The following is a 21,518-nucleotide window of genomic DNA, read 5'->3' on the forward strand; positions in this document are numbered from 1 at the left end:
TCGGCTGGGCTGTGCTCCATTCCCGTGCCGGACGGAGAAGCCCATGCAGCATGTTCTCGTTGCCGATAGCGATCACTCTGCGCGCAGTCTCATCCGTGATTTTCTCATGCAACAGTCGTTTCGCGTTACTGCCGTCAGCGCTGGCGATGAATTGCAAAGTGCGCTTTCCAGGGACGTGATCGATGCGTTCGTCATCGATCTTAACCTTAAGGGAGAGGACGCCCTCGAGATCGTGCAGCAATTGGCAACACTCTCGGCGGCGCCTGTCATCATCACCAGTGCCGATCGCACCGAGGAAGCCGACAAGGTCTTGGGATTTGAGCTTGGCGCAAGCGATTACATCACCAAGCCATTCGGCCTGCGAGAGTTCCTGGCACGGCTGAAGGCGGCCATGAGGGTGAGGTCCGCGCCCGATGCCGGGCGGGAGCGCCGTACGTACATGTTTGGCGACTGGATGCTCTCCATGCGTCAGCGAATACTTACGCGGCCGGGCGTTGGCGAGACGCAACTGACCGCCGCCGAATTCAATCTTTTGGTCGCGTTCCTGACCGCACCGAAACAAGTCCTGTCCCGTGAGCGGCTGCTTGCGGCAAGTCGCGTCCATTCGGAAGAGGTCTTCGATCGAAGTATCGACGCGCTGGTTCTGCGCCTGCGACGCAAACTGGAAACGGAGCCGTCAAAACCAAACCTGATCAAGACTGCGCGTGGAGCCGGCTATATTCTGGATTGCAATGTGATGGCGGACGAGGGGCTGCGCCTCAAACGATAGGTCCTGATCTTTACCGACGGGCGTCAGCCTCCGACCGGGGGAATGCGAAGAGCGTGAACCTCGACCGGTTCTTCGAAACCTCTGAGGTTGTAGAAACCCAGGCATTCCGTCTGGTCCGAACATCCTGCCATTCGAACGAAATCGGCCGACATCAGGGCCGGGCGCTGCAGTTCTTTCGTCAAGGCTTCAAGGCGGGAGGCGATATTCACGGCGGGGCCGATCACGGTGAAATCCAGCCTCTTTTTCGAGCCGATATTGCCGTACATCACCTCTCCGAGATGAATGCCCGTGCCGTAGCGGACCTCGTATCCGAATGCCGCTCCCTGGAAGCGTTTGATCGCCTCTTGCGCCTCGATGACAGCCTGAAGGAGACCGGTGCAGGCATCGGCCTTCTCCAGGGGGAAGACAGCCAGCAATCCATCCCCCATGAACTTGAGGATTTCTCCGCCGTGTCTTTCGATCGGATCGGCGATGGCATCGAAATATTGATTCAGAATGGAAATGACCTCATCGCGTGGCCGGCGATTGGAGAGCTTGGTGAAGTTTCGGAGATCGCAGATCATGATGGCGGCATTCACCGAGGTCCCGCTACCGCGCGTCGTCGCTCCATCCAGGATCTGTTCCCCGGCATGCGGGCCGACATAGGTCTGCAGAAGTGTCAGCGCCAGTTGGTTCTTGAGGCGAATTTCACTGACCAGTGAAAACAGCGGAAGGATCTCGCGGAAGAGTGCCATTTCCTCATCGGTAAATCCGCCCGGTTCGCTGGTCGAAAACGTCGCAAGGTGTCGTTTGCCCTGGGTATGGTCGATCGGCCAGGCGATGTAATCGGTGTGGCCTTCCTGCTTCAGCTCTTCGAAGACGGAAAATTGATGCGGCCCGTGGATCTGGAGCCGCTGGCGGATCTCGACGCCGCTTCTGATAACGGCGCGAAACGGACTTCTGAGAAAAGCGTCGGTCGCCTCGACATCGTAACCGATCGTCGTGATATCCGCTTGCCTGTGATCGTTGACCCAGACGACTCTCGTTCCGAGCCACTGGGGATGATGAACGCGAAGATGGAGGCTGGCGCGGCTGAGAGCAACGCCGCAGGAAGCAAGACGGTCGCAGAGTTGCAGAAATATGGGCTCAACCTGCAACTCGTCCCGAACGCCTGAAATCAGCCAGTTCGCGAGGGAGTGACGGTTGGCACTGTCGAGATTATGCATTTTTCGTCTCGTTAACCGCGGACTCTATGTTTGGCCAGAAGCACGGCGCTCCGACCCGGCATCGTGCTCAACGCGTTGGCTCTTTTTGCGGTGCAAGCGGCCAGCATATCAGGTTTGGTGTCAAGCCCACTCTTGTTTTAATGGTCAGGTGGGCTGAGGGGCGAATATGCTATGCGCCGAGGACTTATTGCCAAAGGCCCGATGATGCTTCGCCTTTATGACAGTGGATTTTACGAAAGCGCGTTGAAGGTCCGTATTCTGCTAAACGGCTGGAATGACCGTCCGAACTCAGAGGCGTCGATGTTGAGGCGGGTTCCAAGATGCCTTTAGCCGCCTTTCTGAGGACCCGCCGTCGGCCATAGACCGGCAGGAGCGAGTTCAAAAGCTATCTCTCGCGATCAGCCTGTCCTTGCCCCAAGCGACGGCTGGTGGCTGTATTCCTTGTATATTTTGCCGATGAGAAAACCGGATGCCGCAGGAAATCGCTTCGTTCGTCGTGTTGCTGAATGTCCTGGGCATAGCAGGCATCGTCGTATGGCATCTGCAGGGACGGTCCCGGCCATACGCGCGCCTGATCGTGCAGATCGGCTTCTTTACCGCGATGACGATTGTTCTTCTGCTGGGAGGGATTGTCCCGTTTCGCTTTGACCCACCGCATCTGGAAAGCATGAGTGCACTCTTTGTCTCTGCGAAGATATTCTGGTGGGTGCATCTCTCATGGGCCGTCATCGGCTTTCTGCGCATCTACATCGTGCTGGATGGGAGGCCACGGGAAGCGAGGCTCATTCAGGACCTTTTGATCGCAGTCGTTTATCTCGGTGTCGCCTTGTCGGTCATGGCTTTCGTCTTTGGCGTTCCGATCGGGACGTTGCTGGCGACATCAGGCGTCATTGCCGTCATCCTTGGTCTTGCCTTGCAGAATACGCTGGGGGATGTGTTCTCCGGGATCGCGCTGACGCTGGGGCGCCCCTATGTCATCGGCGATTGGATCTTGCTCAGCGACGGCACGGAAGGACGGATCGTTGCCAGCAACTGGCGCTCGACGCATCTGCTGACAGCCGCTCACAATATCGTCGTCTTGCCGAACAGCGTGCTTGCCAAGCTTGGGCTGACCAATATCAGCAGGCCGGATGAAAATCATCAGATTACGCTGTCGATCCGGATTGTGCCGACACGCATGCCGCACGTCATCCGCGGCGTCATGCAAACGGTGCTGGATAGCTGCAACTCTATCATCAAGGATCCGCCGCCGGCCGTTTCACTTGTCGGCATCGACGCCAGTGCGGTCGATGTGGAACTCTATTTTCAAGTCACCAGTCCGCTGAAGCGAGGTGTCGCCCGCAGTGAGGTCATCGACCTCGTATACCGACACTGCAAGTCCAGCGGACTTCAGCTTGCGATGCCGCTCAGCAAGGTCATCACGGCGACTGAGGTCATGGCACAGAATGCATCGGCCTCCAGCACGGGCCCGGTGCAAAGCCTCATCGAAGCCATCCCCGTTTTCTCGGTGCTTACAGAGGAGGAGGTAACGGCGCTCGCGGCATCCGCGACCAGGCGCATTTTTTCTCCCGGTGATGAGATCGCAAAAGAAGGGGACTCTCTTGCGAGCCTTATGATCATTCGGGCAGGGATCGTTTCGATGAGAAGAGACGGCGAGGAGGCGGCGCGCCTGGCGCCCGGCGATTTTTTTGGCGAAGGGGGCTTCCTTGCCGGGATCGGCGAGAGCCATGCGCTTCAGGCGGTCACACGGGTGACCGTTTATGAGATCGGCAAGGAAGCTTTTGCACCACTTCTGGGCGGTCGCCCCGAGCTCGCGGAGGATCTTGCAGCAAATCTCGCCTATCGGGAGGCGTTGAGCGGGAATATGGGCAATCATGCCATGCAGCATGATCGCCGGCGGTCCTACCTGCTGCAAGCCATTCGATCGGTATTCCGCAATCATGCACATGGGTGACCATCGCGCCGTGGGCAGTTTGCTGGGTGAGACAGCGGGATTGGTAGCGTTTGTCCGAACCGTCGAAACCGGATCCTTCAGCGCCGCGGCGCGCAGCCTGCGGACAACGCCGTCGGGCGTATCGAAAAGCGTTTCCCGGCTGGAAGGCCTGCTCGGGCTCAAGCTCTTTCGTCGCTCGACACGTCTCCTTACACTGACACCGGATGGAGAGACATTCTTCGGAAACATTGCGCCACTTCTCCGGCAGATCGAGGAATCTTCGGATGTCTTTCAAGCGGATCGCGGCGCGACCGGTCATTTGCGTGTGAGCCTGCCAAGCGAGCTTGCGAGGCTTCTCATGCCGCCCATCTTCACACGCTTCCTGCCGCAGCATCCCGGCATAACGCTCGATCTCGGGACGACGGATCGGCATGTGGACCTGATCCGCGAAAACTACGACATCGCGTTTCGCGTCGGTAAGGTCACGGGAAGCGACTTGATGATGCGCACGCTGGTGCATCTGGAGATGGTACTGGTCGCATCGCCTGCGTTTATCGAGACATGGGGACAGGTGAGTTCGGTGGAGAGGTTGCGTGAAATACCCTTCGCGCGCTACGCGATCGACGGCCGTACATATCCCGTTCGCTTTGGCGATGGCTCGACAATGATGCCGACAGGAGAGGTGGATCTCGACACAGCGACAGCGATCCGGATCGCGGCCTTGAGCGGTGTGGGCGTCGCTTATCTGACGAAATGCATCGTTCAGGAGGAGCTGGATAGAGGGGAATTGATCCAGCTTCTGCCCGAGCTCGAACTGGAGATGATGCCGTTCCAGGCCGTCCACGCTTTTGGCAGGATGCCGACTTACCGCCTGCAGCTCTTTTCGGATTTCATCGAGACCGAAATGCGTAAGCATGCACCCCGATAAGCACGGTCGTGCGACCAATGCAGATCCCGCAGCCACGCCCGAAATCTCAGACAGGGGTTGCGTTGCCGACAAGGTCGTTGGCCCTATCCCCAACCGATGGTTAGCTACCGTTTTTCCTTGCGCTTGCTACTCATTCCATGACCGCCTGCCTCGGCGGTCTGTTCCCCAAATGAACGATCTTGAAGGACGAGGATGACATGACGCAAAGACTGAATTACGCCCAGCTTTCACCAGAGCTCGTCAAAAAGCTCTCAGCCTTCAGCATGGAATTGAAGGAGAGCTCAATCGAGCAGACGATCAGGGATCTGGTCGAAATCCGCGCCTCCCAGATCAATGGCTGCAGCTTCTGCGTGGACATGCATTCCAAGGAAGCAAAGATCCATGGCGAACGTGAACTCCGTCTCTATCACGTCGCCGCCTGGCGCGAATCGACGCTGTTCAGCCCGCGCGAGCGCGCGGCCCTTGCCTGGACGGAAGCGGTCACCAAGCTTTCCGACACCGGTGTGCCGGACGAGCTTTATGAGAAGGTCCGCGGCCAGCTTTCCGAGAAGGAAGTATCTGACCTGACCTTCCAGATCATGGCTATCAACGCATGGAACCGGATCAGCATTGCGGTCAAGGCTGTTCCGGGCACTGCGGACAAGCTTTACGGCCTGGACAAGGCCGGCCTGCAATAAAACGACGACCGATATTGCGGCCGCATGGGAATGCGGCTGCAGCGACTCTATTCGGCTTTTTTAGTCACAAAGAGCCGACAATATTGCGGCATAGCGCGTCGCGTGGAGGCCATGCCGGCGGCTGGCTAAAGCTGGTTCTTCATGTCGCTGTCGTGCGATACTCGAACCGGGTCACACGAAAGCTTTTCTCCAACGATGCAGCAACTTGATCCGCGCTCGGAACGCCTCGGACGGACTTCCACCTGATCTCGTAGACCAGTTGGCGATGCCCGCCCTCGATATCCCTCAGCCCCGTGAAGATCGCCTCGGAAAGTTCAGGAGTTGTCGCCTTCACGTCGGGAATTCCTGAATCGTTTTCCAGCCTGATCGATACGGTGCCCTTCTGGTCGCCTGATATCCATCGGTCGACATGCTTCAGCGGGGAAAGGATGAGGACGGCAAGGATGGTGACGACGGAGCCCACGGCGATCTGACCGCCGCCGAAACACAGGCCAATTGCTGTTATCAGCCACAAGGTCGCCGCGGTGGTGACACCGGTTGCGATGTCGCCGCGGCGCAGGATTGCGCCTCCGCCGATGAAGCCCACGCCGGTGAGGACGCCGAGTGGGAAGCGCAGGATATCCATCGATCCGTTTGCGCTTTGGCTCGTTGCAAGGAGGATATTTGCCTGGATCATCGAAAGGCAGGCTGCAAGGCCAACGAGAATGGTGGTGCGCAATCCAGCGGCATGTCCGCCTCGCTCCCTGTCGAGGCCGATAAATACGCCGGCAACGATGGTTGCTGCCAGACGAAGTGCGATATCCGTCCAGTTCGGCGTTATGGGCATCAGGTCGATGAGATCCAATTCAGCCGCTCCCGTGCTCTATTTCCGAAGGTTTCAAGCGTGGGAAGCTAGAGCGCGGACGGGGGCGGGCCAGTGGAGCAGCGGAAATCAGCCTTTGACAGCGGCTCGTGCCGGATCGACACGCTGATGCAGGCTTGCGGCCGAGTGACGAATGACCTCTGAAATCTGCAGCAGTTGTTTGACCAGGGGCGTCGAATTGCGCCAGATGATGCCGATCGTTCTTAACGGCTGAGGCGTGCGAAATCGGGAAATGGAGACATCCGCCGAGCGTGTCTCCACGGGCACGGCCATTTCTGGGATCAGGGTGACGCCGATGCCGGCGCTGACCATCTGTACGAGCGTCGAGAGCGAGCTGCCCTCCATAATCTCCCGGGGGCGGGTCGATTCGATGCCGCAAAAGGACAAGGCCTGATCCCGGAAGCAATGTCCCTCTTCCAGGAGAAGCAGGCGCATTTCGCGCAAGGCCTCGGGTTCCGGCACCGGCTTGCCCTCGTCTTCGCGGTGGCGAACCAGCACGAACTCTTCCTCGAATAGTTTGATCTCGGTAAGCGACGGCTGGGACACCGGCAATGCGACGACAGCCAAGTCCAGCTCGCCTTGCGCCACTTCGTGAACTAGCCTGGTCGTCAAGGTTTCGCGCACCTGTATTTCGATATTGTCGAAGGTCCTGTTCAGATCGCTGATGATCGCCGGTAGCAAATAGGGGGCAATGGTCGGGATGATACCGATTCTCAGCCGCGTCAGCAGTCTGTCCTGCGAGGCGCGGGCGAGATCTCCGAGCTCGTCGACAGCTCTCAGAATGTCGCGCACACGCATCGCAAAGAGCTGTCCGAAGGCGGTCAGCCTGACTTCACGCGCGCCGCGCTCGAAGAGATCTCCGCCGAGTTCTTCCTCCAGCTCCTTGATCTGCATGGACAAAGCGGGTTGCGAAATGGCGCAGGCATCGGCCGCATGCCGAAAGCGGCCATGACGTGCCAGAGCTTCAAAATAACGAAGCTGTTTGAGTGTCAGGTTGGTCATAAGATGAACTTATCGCAGCTATCAGTAAATCCAACTTAAAATTATCACACGCTTCCGATAAAAGGGAGGAGAGGGAGGATGCATGCTAGCACGCTCGATCAGCAGCAAGGCGTCAAGCATGCAATCAGGCCCAATAGTTTAACGGACAGGCTGTCCCTGGATGGCTGCCTGGAGCAACAGGAGAAAACTATGGACCAGAAACCTGACAGCGCGGGCAAATGTCCCGTCGATCATTCGGGAGCAAGCGCCAGACGCAATCGCGACTGGTGGCCGAGCCAGCTCGACCTGCAGATGCTTCACCATCACTCCGGTCTTTCGGATCCGATGGACAAGGATTTTAACTATGCCGAAGAGTTCAAGAAGCTCGATCTCGATGCGGTGAAGAAGGATCTTCACGCGCTGATGACCGACTCACAGGACTGGTGGCCGGCAGACTTCGGCCACTACGGCGGTCTCTTCATCCGCATGGCCTGGCACAGCGCCGGCACCTATCGCATCACCGACGGTCGCGGTGGCGCCGGTCAGGGTCAGCAGCGCTTTGCGCCGCTCAACTCCTGGCCTGATAACGTCAATCTCGACAAGGCCCGCCGCCTGCTCTGGCCTATCAAGCAGAAATACGGCAACAGCATTTCCTGGGCCGACCTCTTGATCCTCACCGGCAACGTCGCGCTCGAATCCATGGGCTTCAAGACCTTTGGTTTTGCTGGCGGCCGTGCCGACGTCTGGGAGCCGGAAGAGCTTTACTGGGGTCCGGAAGGCACCTGGCTTGGCGACGAGCGCTACAGCGGCGAACGCGAGCTGGCAGAACCACTCGGCGCCGTGCAGATGGGCCTGATCTATGTCAACCCGGAAGGGCCGAACGGCACTCCTGATCCGCTTGCATCGGCTCGCGACATCCGCGAGACCTTCGCCCGCATGGCGATGAATGACGAAGAGACCGTGGCACTGATCGCCGGCGGCCATACCTTCGGCAAGACCCACGGCGCGGGCGACCCATCGTTTGTCGGCGTCGATCCTGAAGGTGGCGAACTCGAGGCGCAGGGCCTCGGGTGGGCGAGCAAGTTCAACAGCGGTGTCGGCCGCGATGCCATCGGCAGCGGCCTGGAAGTCACCTGGACGACGACCCCCACCAGGTGGAGCAATAATTTCTTCTGGAACCTGTTCGGTTATGAATGGGAATTGGAAAAAAGCCCGGGCGGTGCCCATCAGTGGGTCGCAAAGGGTGCCGGCGCCACCATTCCGGATGCCTTCGATTCTTCGAAGAAGCACCTGCCGCGAATGCTTACCTCCGACCTCGCGCTGCGCGTCGACCCGATCTACGAGGCGATCTCGCGCCGCTTCCTCGAAAACCCGGATCAGTTCGCAGACGCCTTTGCCCGCGCCTGGTTCAAGCTGACCCACCGCGACATGGGCCCGAAGGTTCGTTATCTCGGCAAGGAAGTTCCGGCAGAAGACCTGATCTGGCAGGACGTCATCCCGGCCGTTGATCATGCGCTCATCGACGACAAGGACATTGCTGATCTGAAGGCCAAGGTCGTTGCCTCCGGCCTGTCCGTTCAGGAGCTCGTCTCGACCGCATGGGCATCCGCTTCGAGCTTCCGCGGTTCCGACAAGCGTGGCGGCGCCAATGGCGCGCGCATCCGTCTTGCCCCGCAGAAGGACTGGGAAGTTAACGAGCCGGCACAGCTCGCCAAGGTTCTCGGCACCCTCGAAGGCATCCAGAAGGACTTCAACGCAGCCCAGACCGGTGGCAAGAAGGTCTCTCTCGCCGACCTGATCGTGCTTGCCGGTGCGGCCGGTGTCGAAAAGGCTGCCAAGGCAGGTGGCCAGGACATCGTCGTGCCGTTTACGCCGGGTCGCATGGATGCATCGCAGGAGCAGACCGATGCCGCTTCCTTCGCGGCTCTCGAACCGCGCGCCGACGGTTTCCGCAATTATGTGAACAGCAAGCGTCTGCAGTTCATGAAGCCGGAAGAAGCCCTTGTCGACCGTGCCCAGCTGCTGACGCTGACCGCGCCTGAAATGACGGTTCTCGTCGGCGGCCTGCGTGTGCTGACGGCCGGCAAGCCGGAGCATGGCGTCTTCACCGCGCATCCGGAAGCGCTGACGAACGACTTCTTCGTCAACCTGCTCGACATGGGCACCGTCTGGGCACCGCTCGCTGGCAAGGACGGCGTTTATGAAGGCCGCGACCGCAAGACCAACGTGGTCAAGTGGACCGGTACCCGCATCGACCTGATCTTCGGCTCGCACTCGCAGCTGCGCGCGCTCGCTGAAGTCTATGGCCAGTCCGATGCCAAGGCGAAGTTCGTCAAGGACTTCGTTGCCGCATGGAACAAGGTCATGAACGCTGATCGCTTCGATCTCGTCTGATCATGAATCTACCCCGGACGCGGCGGTCGCCGCGTCCGGGGTAATGTGTGGGCAGTCTTCGCCCGCCGCGCGCTGCCTATTAGCCAGGTTTCCTTTCGACATTTCCTTGCCTTGACGGACCGCGCTGTGATTTCGCAGCCGCGTGCTCTCGGATCATGCTGTACGAACCAAACCCGTCATTGAAGCGTTCCTGCAAGGCAACTTGTTTCGCTGAAAGGAAAGACGATGAGTGAGAAGCTCAGGAAGGGCGACAAGGTATCCTGGAGTACGAGCCAGGGCGAAACGGTCGGCAGCGTGGTCAAGAAGCAGACGGCGCCAACGAAAATCAAAGGGCACGAGGTAAAGGCCTCGAAATCGGACCCGCAATATATTGTCGAGAGCGAAAAGTCCGGCAAAAGAGCGGCTCACAAACCCGAGCAATTGCGCAGAAAGTGATTGAACCTGCCGTTCTGCTTTTGGCACGATGCGTTTGCGGCCGCGAAGTCGAAACCAATGAAAGAGGCCCGAGCGGAAACGCTGCGGGCCTATTAATTTTTTCTGAACTCGATCTGTGAAATAATAGGCTTCTCACTTTTTTGTAACATTGAGATTTTCGGACGCGGTAAGTCTCTGTAAATAAAGTGGAAGTTATGCGCATCAGCACCATCACCAACTGGGCCTATGGCATTACCGTGATCCTCACGGCGCTTTCGGCTGCCGCCTTTATCATGTCGTCGCGTAGTGCAGAGGATGAGCGGCGTGCGGTTGAGGAGCATCTTGTTCTCGATACGCTGACCGAACAGCTCGAGGTGGGTGCCGAACTCTCCAGCGATGAGGCAAGGCTCTATGTCATGCGCGGCGAACAGCGCCACCTCGATGCCTTCAAGGCGGACGTGGAAACCGAACGGCGCCGCGAGACGGCGGCCGAGCAGATCGCGGCGCGAGACATATCCGCCGTGGAGCGGAATATTATCGAAGGCATGAACAAGCAGGCTGAGGCGCTTGACGCCGTGGAAGCCGCCGCGATCGATGCTTTCCAGAAGGGCGACAGACAGGCAGCGCAGCAAACGCTATTTGGCTCGGAGCATGAGCGGTTGCAAACGGCTCTCATGGAGTCGGCCGGGCATCTGCGCGACGTCACGGCGACACGCACGGGAGCGGCGCTCGATGACGCGCGCCGGCGCAGCGACCAATGGAACCTCGTCGCCAAGATCATGCTGGCGATGACCGGCCTGCTTTTCCTTGCCGTGCTCTACTTTATCCTTCGCCGTCGCGTGGCGATGCCTCTGGTGCGCATGACCGGCATCGTCAGCCGACTTGCCAAGCAGGATTATGCGGTCGAGGTCCCTGACGATCATCGCCGTGATGAGATCGGCGAAATGAATGAGGCGATCCAGATCTTTCGTGAAAACGGGCTTGAGCGTGAACGCCTGGACGCGGAGCGACGAGCTGACCAGCATACCAAGGATCTGATCCTGCAGATGATGCACCGCCTTCAGGCCTGTGAAAATCAATATGAACTGGCCGATGTCGTCGCGCGCTTCGCGCCGCAGATCTTTCCGGGTATTGCCGGAAGTCTTTATATCCTCGACGAGGATAAATCCGTTCTTGCGCAAACCGGCACATGGCTGGAGCCTGTGAATGCGCAGGCGGCTTTTCCCGCCAGTGCGTGCTGGGGCCTGCGGCGCGGCCGCCCGCACATGAGCGGCACCGGGGACGGAGATGTGCCCTGCCAGCATGTGGAAGGAAGCGGTGTTGCCTCCTCCTGTTTCCCATTGACGGCGCAGGGTGACATGATTGGTCTTCTCTATCTAGAGGAGCGCCACGGGCAAATACCGGCGCTGGACAATGTTCGCCTCTATCTGGAACTGATCGCCGAAAATGTGGGCTTGGCGGTCGCCAACCTGCAGTTTCGTGAAAAGCTGACCGATCTCGCCATCCGCGACCCGCTAACGGCGCTTTTCAACCGCCGTTTCCTGGACGAAACGTTGCACCGACATGGGCGCGACAAGGGCCAGGAGCCGCTCGCATGCCTGATGATCGACATCGATCACTTCAAGCGTTTCAACGACCAGTTCGGCCACGATGCGGGCGACATGGTCATGCAGTATGTCGGGCAGGTTCTGCGCAGCGCTGTGGCCGATATCGGCAACGCATTCCGCTTCGGTGGCGAAGAATTCACAATTCTGCTGCCGGACTGTAGCGAGGAGGATGGTTTCGAATTAGCTGAAAAGCTGCGCGCGCAGATCGGTGGAGCGGCACTTTCACATTCAGGTCAGATCATCGGTGCGGTGTCGGTATCCATCGGAGTGGCGGCATCACCTGCAGAAGGCGTGGTCGATACGCTGGTCAGCCGCGCCGACGCGGCCCTTCTCGACGCCAAGGCCAAGGGCCGCAACAAAACTGTTCTTGCAAGCAGTTTGCGCAGGCCAACGCAGGAAACGTTGCGCGCCTGATATCAACAAAGAAGCGAGAGGCGATCAGCCGCCGACGACGCCGTGTGGCGCCAATTCGACGATCTCGCGGGCTGCGCCGTAATCGCGCTCATGGGCCGAGCGGTAGCGGTGTTCGGTGCGGCCGGTCAGATCACGATAGTAACGGTCGGTCATGCCGTCGGCATAGGTGCCGGTGTCAGCATCGAAGTCTTCGGTCGACGGCTTCATCGAGAAAAATTTGAACATCTTCACGGTCCTCCACAGCGTGCTATCAACATCCGGACGTATCGTTCGGTTCCTTCTCCACGATCATTATAACGAAAAAATTAACCATGTTTAAACAAACGGCATGTGTTTGAGCCCATGCCGAATGATTGCTTAAGATTTTCATGCCTGGTGAAGGAGCAGCGCCAGCATTTGCTGCAATGAAACGCCGCCGAGCGATTGACCTTCCTGTGATATGACAGTGGCGGACGAGACGTCGGCGCGGGACATTTCGCGCAGTGCCCCTTCGATATCCATATCTTCGCAAAGCTGCAGCTGGCTTTCGACCGGAATTTGCTTCGCGACGGCACCGATCTTGATGACCCGGCCCCGATTGACCTCCTTTACGAAGGCGGCGATGTAATCATTGGCGGGGTTGAGGACGATTTCAGCCGCCGAACCCTGCTGGATCACCTCGCCGTCACGCAGGATGGCGATTTTCTCCCCGAGCCGGAGCGCCTCATCGAGATCGTGGGTGATGAAGACGACCGTTTTCTTCAGGTCCTTCTGCAGATCGAGAAGGACGGTCTGCATATCGACGCGGATCAGCGGGTCGAGCGCCGAATAGGCCTCGTCCATCAGGAGAATTTCGGCGTCGTTGGTTAGGGCTCGCGCCAGGCCGACGCGCTGCTGCATGCCGCCGGAGAGCTGGTTCGGATAGTGGCCGCCGAAGCCCTCCAGGCCGACGCGCTTGATCCAGGCATTGGCCCGCTCCTCGCGTTCCGCCTTGGCGACACCCTGGATCTCCAGGCCGTAGACAGTGTTCTGCAGCACGTTGCGATGCGGCAGCAGACCGAAACGCTGGAAGACCATGGCCGTCCTACGGCGGCGGAATTCGCGAAGCTGCAAGGCGTCCATACGGCAGACGTCCTCGCCGCCATAGAGGACTTCGCCCGAAGTCGGGTCAATCAGTCGGTTGATGTGGCGGATCAGCGTCGATTTGCCGGAGCCGGAAAGCCCCATGATCACGGTGATCTTGCCGCCGGGAATGGTGATGTTGATGTCTTTCAGCCCGAGCACATGACCGTGCTCCCTGTTGAGCTCGGTCTTCGACATGCCCTTGCTGACGGCGTCCACATAATCACGGCCGCGCGGACCGAAGATCTTGAAGAGGCTTCGGATCTCGATCGAATTACTACCCATGCACGATCTCCCGGTGCTTCTGGAGCCGCAGGCCATAGGCCTGGCTGATCCGGTCGAAAATGATGGCAATGCCGACGATTGCGAGACCGTTGAAGACGCCGAGGGTGAAGTACTGGTTGGAGATGGCTTTGAGAACCGGCTGGCCAAGCCCTTGAACACCGATCATGGAAGCAATGACGACCATGGCGAGCGCCATCATGATCGTCTGGTTGATGCCGGCCATGATGGTTGGCAGCGCCAGCGGCAGCTGGACGTTGCGAAGCTTCTGCCAGCTCGACGAACCGAAGGCGTCAGCTGCCTCCAGCACATTCTCGTCCACCATGCGGATGCCGAGATTGGTGAGGCGGATCATCGGCGGCAGCGCGTAGATGACGACGGCTATGACACCGGGGACGCGACCAATGCCGAGGAGCATGACGACAGGGATTAGGTAGACGAAGCTCGGCATGGTCTGCATGACGTCGAGGATCGGATTGACGATTTTCTGCATCGCATTCGAGCGCGCCATCAGGATGCCAAGCGGCAGGCCGATGACGATCGAAAGCACGGTACAGACGAAGATCATCGACACGGTCTTCATCGTATCCTGCCACATGTCGAAATAGCCGATGACAAGAAGCGTCAGAACACAGCCAATGACGACCTTCCAGCTGCGGCTGGCAAACCAGGCAATGGCGGCAAAAGCGATGAGAATGATTGGCCAGGGTGTGCCGGTCAGCAGCCGTTCTGCCCAGATGAGAAAGCTTTGCAGAGGGCTGAACGCAGCCTCGATGCTGTCGCCATAGGCGCGGGTGAAGGCACGAAATCCTTCGTCGACGCTCTTCTTCAGCTCGCGCAGCACGTCGTCATTCATTGTCGGAAATTTCCAGAGCCAATCCATACCGGTCCCCAAATAGATAGCGGCGGCGGCCGATTGTTGTTTTGGCCGTCGCGCCGAAGGATTGTCCGGGCAGCGCCGAGGCTGCCCATGTCATGTCTGAGTGCTTAGAGCGAAGCCTTGATCTTTTCGGCGGCTTCCGGCGAGACCCAGTCTTTCCAGAGGGGTTCGTTGTTCTTCAGGAAGTATTTGGCGCCGTCTTCACCTGTCGCCTGGTTATCGGTCATCCAGGCGATCAGCTTGTTGACAGTGTCATTGGTCCAGGCGCGCTTCTTCAGGTAATCGATGGCAGGGCCGCCGCGATCGGCAAAGCTCTTGCTGATCAGCGTCTGCACATCATCGGACGGCCAGGCATTCGGCTTGGGATCGGCGCAATCGGCAATAGAAGTGCAACGCTTCCATTCTGCCGCATCATATTCCGTTCCGTATCCAAGCTTGACCATCTCATATTTGCCGAGCAGCGAGGTCGGTGCCCAGTAATAGCCGACCCAGGCCTGCTTGCCTTCGTAGGCCTTGGCGATAGAGCCATCGAGACCTGCGGCAGAACCGGTGTCAACGAGCGTAAAGCCTGCCTTCTCCGCATCATAGGCCTTGAAGAGCTGCGCGGTAACGACAGTGCCGCCCCAGCCCTGCGGGCCGTTGAAGACGGCGCCCTTGCTCTTGTCTTCCGGCGCCGGGAAGAGCTCGGGATGTTTCAGGAGATCAGGAATGGTCTTGATGTCCGGATGGGCGTCGGCGATGTATTTGGGAATCCACCAACCCTGTATCGCGCCGTCAGAGAGGATCTTGGCGCCCTGGACGACCTTGCCGCCTTCAAGGCCGCGCTTGACCAGCTCCGGCTGCAGGCTGACCCAGGCTTCCGGCGCAACGTCCGGCTCTCCCTTTTCCGCCATGGAGGTGAGCGTCGGGACGGTGTCGCCGCTGACGATTTCTGCCGAACAGCCATAACCTTCCTCGAGGATCAGCTTATCGAGGCTTGCAGCCACTTCTGCCGACTGCCAGTTCATGCTTGCGATTGTGATATTGCCGCAATCGGCGGCAAAAGCGCTGCCGCCCGCGAGCATGGCGCCAGCTGTGAGAATGGTGGATGCCAAAAGTACTTTCATTTTTTTGTTCCCTCTGGTCGCGGTGCATCCTGAACCCGGGCGCCGGCGGCACCGCACGCCGACCCCCGCATTGAGCCTGCTTTAGGGCTGCAACAGCCATTCTGGTTACGTCAAAAAATGGCGCATTAGAGCCTTCTTTCAATGCTGTCTTAAATACGGCGTCGCTTACGGCATTGATGGCTGCCCTCATCCCGCGCCAACCCTTCCACGAAGCAATTTTCGAAAACGAAGGATGCGCTTGTCAGAAGTTGGATACTAATATATTACTTCCTTCATCAGGCCGAAGGGAGGCGGTTATCGATGGCTTTAGATACCCAATTTTCAAATCTTGCCGGTGAAGGAACGCGATGAATTCGCCCACCGGAATCACGCGCAAGAAACGCTCCCTTCAAGGCGTCACGGTGCTCTCGCATCAGCGCGCAGCTGCACCGCGAGCGGCGACGCTGGTCTACAATGCGCTTCTCGATGACATCGTGTCGTTGCGCCGCAAGCCGATGGAGCTGTTGAACGAGAAGGAGCTCGAAGCGCAGTTTGGCGTCAGCCGCACGCCGATCCGCGAGGCGATCATCCGTCTTGCCGATGACGGTCTGGTGGACGTCTTCCCGCAGTCGGGCACGTTCGTTTCCCGTATTCCGCGGCGGGCGCTTTACGAGGCGATGCTCGTGCGCAAGGCGCTGGAGGATACAACGGTTTCGATCGCGGTCGAGAAGGTGACGCCGGCGGGTCTAAGGGCGCTGGAACGCAATCTCGCTGATCTCGATGCCTGTCACCGTGAAGGTGATGTCGCAGCCTTCCATATCATCGACAATGATTTCCACCAGCTCATCAGCACTATCGCCGGCTTTCCCGGCATCTGGGCAATCATCCAGCAGGTCAAGGTTCACAGCGATCGTTACCGCCTGCTGACGCTGCCGCAGCAAGGCCGCCTGACGCGCGTCATCGACGAACATGCAGCCGTGATCGATTGCATGCGGATGGGCGACAAGGATGGCGCAAAGGCCGCCATGGAGTTCCATCTCGGCAAGCTGCTGCACGAGGTCGAACAGGCCGAGATGCTCGACCCAGCCTATTTCATTGAGGATGCCCCGCAGATGGTGGCCTCCGGAGGAGAGAAGGATAATTCCAATGCAGATTGACGTGCGACACGCCTCCCATCCCGAAGCTGTCAAGGGTTTCGATACGGAAACCCTGCGGCGTCACTTCCTGGTCGAGACGGTGTTTGTGCCTGGCGACATCCGGCTCACCTATTCCCACTATGATCGCATGGTCATCGGCGGCGCTGCACCGCTCGGGGCGGCTCTCGCGCTGACCGCGCCGAAGGCGATTGGCCAGGAAACGTTTCTGGCCGAGCGCGAGCTCGGCGTGTTGAATGTCGGCGGCGCCGGTCGCGTGATCGTTGATGGCACCAGCTACGCTCTGGCGAAGTACGATTGCCTCTATGTCGGGAAAGGCGCCGTCGACGTCGGTTTCGAAAGTGCCGATGCCGGCAATCCGGCGAAATTCTACCTCGTTTCGACGCCCGCTCATGCCAGCCATCCGACGGTGCTTTTGACACGTGACAAGGCGCGGCACCTTACACCGGGCGAGGCGGCTACCGCCAACAAGCGTTCGATCTATCAATATATCCACCCGGAGGTCTGCCAGTCCTGCCAGCTGACCATGGGCTTCACCAGCCTCGAGACCGGTAGCATCTGGAATACCATGCCGAGCCACACGCATGACCGGCGCATGGAAGCCTATCTCTATTTCGATCTCGATGCCGACCAGCGCGTCTTCCATTTCATGGGCGAGCCGCAGCAGACGCGTCACATGCTCGTCGCCAACGAGCAGGCGATCATCTCACCGCCCTGGTCGATCCATTCCGGCGCCGGCACCAAGAACTACAGCTTCATCTGGGCGATGGCCGGCGACAACAAGAGCTTTACCGATATGGACCATATCGCAATCGGCGATCTGAGGTGACGGCGATGCAGGCCCTTTTCGATCTCTCGGGAAAAACGGCCGTCGTTACCGGTGCCAATACCGGCATCGGGCAGGGCATTGCCGTAGCGCTTGCCGAAGCGGGTGCCTCGATCGTCGCCGTCGGCCGCTCGTCTATGGACGAGACGGAAGCACTGGTCGCCAAGGCGGGCGCAAAATTCCACGTCATCAAAGCCGATCTCGGCACGATCGAGCCGGTCAAGCCGATCGTTGCGGAAGCGTTGGAGCGCTTTGGAGCCCTCGATATCCTCGTCAACAATGCCGGCATCATCCGCCGCGCCGACGCGATCGATTTCACCGAGGAAGACTGGGACGCGGTGATGAATGTCAACCTGAAGACAGCCTTCTTTCTGTCTCAGGCTGCTGCCCGCCACATGCTCGAAAAAGGGCGCGGCAAGATCATTAACATCGCTTCGCTGCTCTCCTTTCAGGGCGGCATCCGCATCCCGTCCTACACCGCCTCAAAAAGCGGACTTGCAGGTCTGACCCGGCTGCTTGCCTGCGAATGGGCGGGCAAGGGCGTCAACGTCAACGCCATCGCTCCCGGCTATTTCGTGACCAACAACACGACGGCGCTGCGCGAGGATGCCGATCGCAATGCCAGCATCCTGGCCCGAATCCCGGCGGGCCGCTGGGGTGAGCCCGGCGATATCGGCGGTGCTGCCGTGTTCCTGGCGTCGTCAGCATCCGACTATGTACACGGCACGGTTCTGCCCGTCGATGGAGGCTGGCTGGCGCGCTGACGCGACAGCCAGGAGGAGACATGACGCCTTCCCACGGGAAAGGCGAGGCCGCGCAGGTGGAGTTGGCGTGGCCGGAATGGAGGAGGACATGCAGTACCAGTTCGATTTTTCGGCCTTGCTGCCCTACTGGAGCGACTTCCTGTCGGGCGCGCTTGTCACGATCGAGATCACCGTCTTTTCGGTGGTCATCGGTCTGGTGATCGGCGTTGCCTGCGCCATAGCCCGTCGTTCGACTATCGGGCCGCTGCGTGCCCTTGTCAGTATCTATGTCGAGACAGTGCGTAACACGCCCTTCATCGTGCAGATCTTCTTCATTTTCTTCGGGCTGTCGTCGGTCGGCATCCGCCTGCCGATCATTGCCGCCGCTGTCTTCGCCATGGTCATCAATGTCGGCGCCTATACGGCCGAGATCATCCGCGCCGGCATGGATTCCATCCATCCGAGCCAGATCGAGGCAGCCGAGGCGCTCGGCCTGTCGAAGCTGCAGATCTACCGTGACATCATTCTCCTGCCGGCGATCGAACGCGTCTATCCCGCACTTTCCAGCCAGTTCATCCTGATGATGCTGTCGACCTCGATCGCTTCGCAGATCTCGGCCGAGGAGCTGACGGGCGTCGCCAACAACATCCAGTCGAACACGTTCCGATCACTGGAAACCTATATGGTCGTCGCGGTCCTCTACATCGCCATTACCTATCTGATGCGGGCGGGCTTCTATGGCCTCGGTCTCATCGCCTTTCCGCGCCGCCGCCGGCTCGGCACGTCGCTCTAGAGGTCGCCATGCTCGGTGGATTTTCCTTCAATCACCTCATCTATCTGCTGGATGGCCTTGTCTGGACGGTGGTGCTGTCTGCACTCGCCTTCCTGCTCGGCGGCATCGCCGGCTTCTTCGTGATGCTCTGCCGGATTTCACGCTTCCTCTGGCTGCGGCGGGCGGCCCTCATCTATATCCAGATCGTTCAGGGCACGCCGCTGCTCATCCAGATGTTCATCCTCTATTTCGGCCTGGGGGTCATCAATATCTCGGTGCCGCCGCTGGTGGCGGCCGGCCTCGGCATGATGATCTATTCGAGCTCCTATCTCGGCGAGATCTGGCGCGGTTCGGTGGAGTCGATCTCGCGTACACAGTTCGAGGCGGCCGAATGTCTCGGCCTGACGCGCTGGCAGGCGCTACGTGAGGTGATCCTGCCGCAGGCGCTGAGGATCGCCACGCCGCCGACGGTCGGTTTTCTCGTCCAGCTCGTCAAGAATACCTCGCTCGCCTCGGTCGTCGGCTTCCTGGAGCTGACACGTGCGGCGCAGGTCATCAACAACTCCCTGTTCCAGCCCTTCCTGGTGTTCGGCATCGCAGCGCTTCTCTATTTCGCTGTGTGCTACCCGCTGTCGGTCTGGAGCCGCTCTCTCGAGAGGAAGCTCAATGTCGGTCGCCGTTAAACTCACCAATGTCGTCAAGCGCTTCGGCGCGCTGGAAGTGCTGAAGGGCGTTTCCTTCGAAATCAATGCCGGCGAAGTGGTGGCGCTGATCGGCCAGTCCGGCTCCGGCAAAAGCACCGCACTTCGCTGCATCAACCGGCTGGAGACGATCCAGGACGGCTCGATCGAAGTGTGCGGCCACCGCGTGGAAGATCCGAAGCTCGATCTCCGGACACTGCGCCGGGATATCGGCATGGTGTTCCAGAGCTACAACCTCTTCCCGCATATGACGGTTGCCGAAAACATCATGCTGGCGCTGCGCCGCGTGAAGGGCATGCGCAAGGACCAGGCCTTCGAGATCGCCAGGCAGGTGCTCGCCAAGGTCGGTCTCTCGGAAAAGATCGATGCCTATCCGGAGCAATTGTCGGGCGGCCAGCAGCAGCGCGTGGCAATCGCCCGTTCGCTCGCCATGCAGCCGAAGGTGATGCTGTTCGACGAGGTGACGTCTGCTCTCGACCCGAAGCTGACGGGCGAGGTGCTGCGCGTGATGGAAGATCTCGCTCGCGGCGGCATGACGATGATCGTCGTCACCCACGAAATGGGCTTTGCCAAGCGCGCCGCCAACCGCGTCATCTACATGCATACCGGCAAGGTCTGGGAGACGGGTGGCGCCGATATCCTGAGCAATCCGCAGACACCGGAACTCAAGGAATTCATGGCTGCAGAGCTTTAGACCCCGGTACTTGCGGGAGGGAATTGCCTGCGCCGGATGAACCGGTGCGGGTTTTACAGGAGGCCCGACAAAGAGCGGGCAGAGGCAATCAGGTAGAGGAGACTTGGAGTATGCCGAAGACAATGATTTCGAAACTGGCACTTTTGGCGGGCGCGGGCCTGCTGGCGCTGGCAAGTGTTGCCCATGCCGACGTGCTCGACAATATCAAGAAGGCGGGCAAGGTGCGCATCGCGGTCGCGATGGGCATTCCGGAATATTCCTTCGTCGATGAAAACCTCAAGCCGACCGGTTCGGACGTCGAAACCGCGAAGCTGATCGCCAAGGATCTCGGCGTCGAACTGGAACTGGTGGAAATCACCAACGCTGCGCGCGTTCCCTCGGTCCAGACAGGCAAGGCCGATATGGTCGTCTCTTCGCTTGGCATCACCGAGGAACGCAAGAAGGCGATCGATTATTCCGTTCCCTATGCGACGCTGGCACTCGTCGTCGCGGCTCAGCCGAGCGTCGAGATCAAGAACTATGCCGATCTCGACGGCAAGCGCATCGGCGTTACCCGCGCGACGACCAACGACCAGGACATCACCGCCAATGCGAAGGGCGCCGATATCGTTCGCTTCGAGGATGACGCTACGCTGATCACCTCGGTTGTCTCCGGCCAGGTCGATATCCTCTCCAGCCAGTCGGCTGTCATCAACGGCATCAACAAGAAGATGGCCGATCATCCGCTGCAGGTGAAGTTTACGCAGAAGGAGACCAATCTCGGCATCGGTATTCCAAAGGGTGAAGCCGGCCTCAAGACCTGGCTCGACCAATGGGTGAAGACCAATTTCGACAACAAGGTGCTGCGCGACATCTATCGCAAGTACCACAATGCCGAACTGCCCGACGATCTGACCTCGCGTTGATCGAATAGCGGCGCCGGGCGCCGATGCCTTCATGGCGCCGGTCTTCGACGATCCTTAATTTCTGCCAATTTCGTCGCCGCGGCCCTTGTGCCGCGGCGTTCGATTTTTTGCGCCTGAATATCCGGCTTCTGCTACGCCGTCCTTCCATCGATGCCTGTGGCGACTTTGTTCTCTGTAAAACGTTGACGATT

Annotated in this window: 21 protein-coding genes; 14 read left to right on the top strand and 7 right to left on the bottom strand. The window is 59.3% G+C overall.

Annotated elements, in window-relative coordinates:
* Nucleotides 1-43: 43 nt before the first annotated feature.
* Complete coding sequence (locus tag FHX06_RS14460; protein ID WP_183879791.1) at nucleotides 44-769, top strand: winged helix-turn-helix domain-containing protein; 726 nt, start codon at nucleotides 44-46, stop codon at nucleotides 767-769.
* Between the two features lie 23 nt (nucleotides 770-792).
* Here the strand turns inward: FHX06_RS14460 and FHX06_RS14465 are convergent, their stop codons facing one another.
* Entirely contained in the window at nucleotides 793-1,974 is a 1,182-nt protein-coding gene (locus tag FHX06_RS14465; RefSeq protein WP_183879793.1) for an adenylate/guanylate cyclase domain-containing protein, read from the bottom strand.
* A 469-nt stretch (nucleotides 1,975-2,443) separates the two neighbouring features.
* On the opposite strand from FHX06_RS14465, the gene FHX06_RS14470 reads away from it, so the two are divergent.
* From FHX06_RS14470 to FHX06_RS14480, 3 genes are all read left to right on the top strand, one after another.
* On the top strand, nucleotides 2,444-3,928 hold the full coding sequence (locus tag FHX06_RS14470) for a cyclic nucleotide-binding domain-containing protein (RefSeq protein WP_113208401.1): 1,485 nt from the start codon (nucleotides 2,444-2,446) through the stop codon (nucleotides 3,926-3,928).
* A 10-nt stretch (nucleotides 3,929-3,938) separates the two neighbouring features.
* Nucleotides 3,939-4,835 (top strand): LysR family transcriptional regulator, encoded by an 897-nt coding sequence (locus tag FHX06_RS14475; protein ID WP_113208431.1) that lies wholly within the window; start codon nucleotides 3,939-3,941, stop codon nucleotides 4,833-4,835.
* Nucleotides 4,836-5,032: 197 nt separating this feature from the next.
* Nucleotides 5,033-5,512 carry a carboxymuconolactone decarboxylase family protein gene (locus tag FHX06_RS14480; protein ID WP_112546307.1) on the top strand — a complete coding sequence of 160 codons (480 nt, stop codon included), beginning with the start codon at nucleotides 5,033-5,035 and terminating at the stop codon, nucleotides 5,510-5,512.
* Between the two features lie 139 nt (nucleotides 5,513-5,651).
* Here the strand turns inward: FHX06_RS14480 and FHX06_RS14485 are convergent, their stop codons facing one another.
* Together FHX06_RS14485 and FHX06_RS14490 are read right to left on the bottom strand one after the other, a co-directional pair.
* On the bottom strand, nucleotides 5,652-6,338 hold the full coding sequence (locus FHX06_RS14485; RefSeq protein ID WP_183879936.1) for an MgtC/SapB family protein: 687 nt from the start codon (nucleotides 6,336-6,338) through the stop codon (nucleotides 5,652-5,654).
* A 105-nt stretch (nucleotides 6,339-6,443) separates the two neighbouring features.
* Nucleotides 6,444-7,376, bottom strand: coding sequence for a hydrogen peroxide-inducible genes activator (locus FHX06_RS14490; protein WP_183879795.1), 933 nt, complete (start codon nucleotides 7,374-7,376; stop codon nucleotides 6,444-6,446).
* 189 nt (nucleotides 7,377-7,565) lie between these two features.
* Between FHX06_RS14490 and katG the strand changes: the two genes are divergently transcribed.
* The 3 genes from katG (at nucleotide 7,566) to FHX06_RS14505 (ending at nucleotide 12,184) form a co-directional block, all read left to right on the top strand.
* Nucleotides 7,566-9,749 carry a catalase/peroxidase HPI gene (gene katG, locus FHX06_RS14495; RefSeq protein WP_183879798.1) on the top strand — a complete coding sequence of 728 codons (2,184 nt, stop codon included), beginning with the start codon at nucleotides 7,566-7,568 and terminating at the stop codon, nucleotides 9,747-9,749.
* Between the two features lie 225 nt (nucleotides 9,750-9,974).
* Nucleotides 9,975-10,184 carry a DUF2945 domain-containing protein gene (locus tag FHX06_RS14500; RefSeq protein WP_183879800.1) on the top strand — a complete coding sequence of 70 codons (210 nt, stop codon included), beginning with the start codon at nucleotides 9,975-9,977 and terminating at the stop codon, nucleotides 10,182-10,184.
* A 194-nt stretch (nucleotides 10,185-10,378) separates the two neighbouring features.
* Nucleotides 10,379-12,184 carry a diguanylate cyclase gene (locus FHX06_RS14505; protein ID WP_113145321.1) on the top strand — a complete coding sequence of 602 codons (1,806 nt, stop codon included), beginning with the start codon at nucleotides 10,379-10,381 and terminating at the stop codon, nucleotides 12,182-12,184.
* A gap of 24 nt (nucleotides 12,185-12,208) precedes the next feature.
* Here the strand turns inward: FHX06_RS14505 and FHX06_RS14510 are convergent, their stop codons facing one another.
* The 4 genes from FHX06_RS14510 to FHX06_RS14525 form a co-directional block, all read right to left on the bottom strand.
* On the bottom strand, nucleotides 12,209-12,409 hold the full coding sequence (locus FHX06_RS14510; protein ID WP_246715548.1) for a hypothetical protein: 201 nt from the start codon (nucleotides 12,407-12,409) through the stop codon (nucleotides 12,209-12,211).
* Between the two features lie 141 nt (nucleotides 12,410-12,550).
* Nucleotides 12,551-13,570, bottom strand: coding sequence for a glycine betaine/L-proline ABC transporter ATP-binding protein (locus FHX06_RS14515; protein ID WP_113114394.1), 1,020 nt, complete (start codon nucleotides 13,568-13,570; stop codon nucleotides 12,551-12,553).
* Nucleotides 13,563-14,450 carry an ABC transporter permease gene (locus tag FHX06_RS14520; RefSeq protein WP_183879802.1) on the bottom strand — a complete coding sequence of 296 codons (888 nt, stop codon included), beginning with the start codon at nucleotides 14,448-14,450 and terminating at the stop codon, nucleotides 13,563-13,565. Before FHX06_RS14520 ends, FHX06_RS14515 begins: the two co-directional genes overlap by 8 nt.
* Before the next feature lie 104 nt (nucleotides 14,451-14,554).
* Complete coding sequence (locus tag FHX06_RS14525; protein WP_183879804.1) at nucleotides 14,555-15,553, bottom strand: ABC transporter substrate-binding protein; 999 nt, start codon at nucleotides 15,551-15,553, stop codon at nucleotides 14,555-14,557.
* A gap of 347 nt (nucleotides 15,554-15,900) precedes the next feature.
* Here FHX06_RS14525 and FHX06_RS14530 point away from each other — a divergent pair, with 347 nt between their 5' ends.
* From FHX06_RS14530 to FHX06_RS14560, 7 genes are all read left to right on the top strand, one after another.
* On the top strand, nucleotides 15,901-16,689 hold the full coding sequence (locus FHX06_RS14530) for a GntR family transcriptional regulator (protein WP_183879806.1): 789 nt from the start codon (nucleotides 15,901-15,903) through the stop codon (nucleotides 16,687-16,689).
* The gene (gene kduI / locus FHX06_RS14535) at nucleotides 16,679-17,515 is read left to right on the top strand and encodes a 5-dehydro-4-deoxy-D-glucuronate isomerase (protein WP_183879808.1); all 837 of its coding nucleotides are present in this window, start codon (nucleotides 16,679-16,681) and stop codon (nucleotides 17,513-17,515) included. The genes FHX06_RS14530 and kduI overlap by 11 nt, the downstream gene beginning before the upstream one ends.
* A 5-nt stretch (nucleotides 17,516-17,520) precedes the next feature.
* Nucleotides 17,521-18,276: a 2-dehydro-3-deoxy-D-gluconate 5-dehydrogenase KduD gene (gene kduD, locus FHX06_RS14540; protein WP_113014380.1), complete on the top strand. Its 756-nt coding sequence runs from the start codon at nucleotides 17,521-17,523 to the stop codon at nucleotides 18,274-18,276.
* A gap of 88 nt (nucleotides 18,277-18,364) precedes the next feature.
* The gene (locus FHX06_RS14545) at nucleotides 18,365-19,048 is read left to right on the top strand and encodes an amino acid ABC transporter permease (protein ID WP_112546318.1); all 684 of its coding nucleotides are present in this window, start codon (nucleotides 18,365-18,367) and stop codon (nucleotides 19,046-19,048) included.
* 8 nt (nucleotides 19,049-19,056) lie between these two features.
* The gene (locus FHX06_RS14550) at nucleotides 19,057-19,710 is read left to right on the top strand and encodes an amino acid ABC transporter permease (protein WP_113114390.1); all 654 of its coding nucleotides are present in this window, start codon (nucleotides 19,057-19,059) and stop codon (nucleotides 19,708-19,710) included.
* Nucleotides 19,694-20,422, top strand: coding sequence for an amino acid ABC transporter ATP-binding protein (locus FHX06_RS14555; protein WP_113014378.1), 729 nt, complete (start codon nucleotides 19,694-19,696; stop codon nucleotides 20,420-20,422). Before FHX06_RS14550 ends, FHX06_RS14555 begins: the two co-directional genes overlap by 17 nt.
* A 110-nt stretch (nucleotides 20,423-20,532) precedes the next feature.
* Nucleotides 20,533-21,327, top strand: coding sequence for a transporter substrate-binding domain-containing protein (locus FHX06_RS14560; protein WP_112546321.1), 795 nt, complete (start codon nucleotides 20,533-20,535; stop codon nucleotides 21,325-21,327).
* Nucleotides 21,328-21,518: the final 191 nt, after the last annotated feature.

It is taken from the genome of Rhizobium sp. BK512 (assembly GCF_014194915.1).
Lineage (GTDB): Bacteria > Pseudomonadota > Alphaproteobacteria > Rhizobiales > Rhizobiaceae > Rhizobium.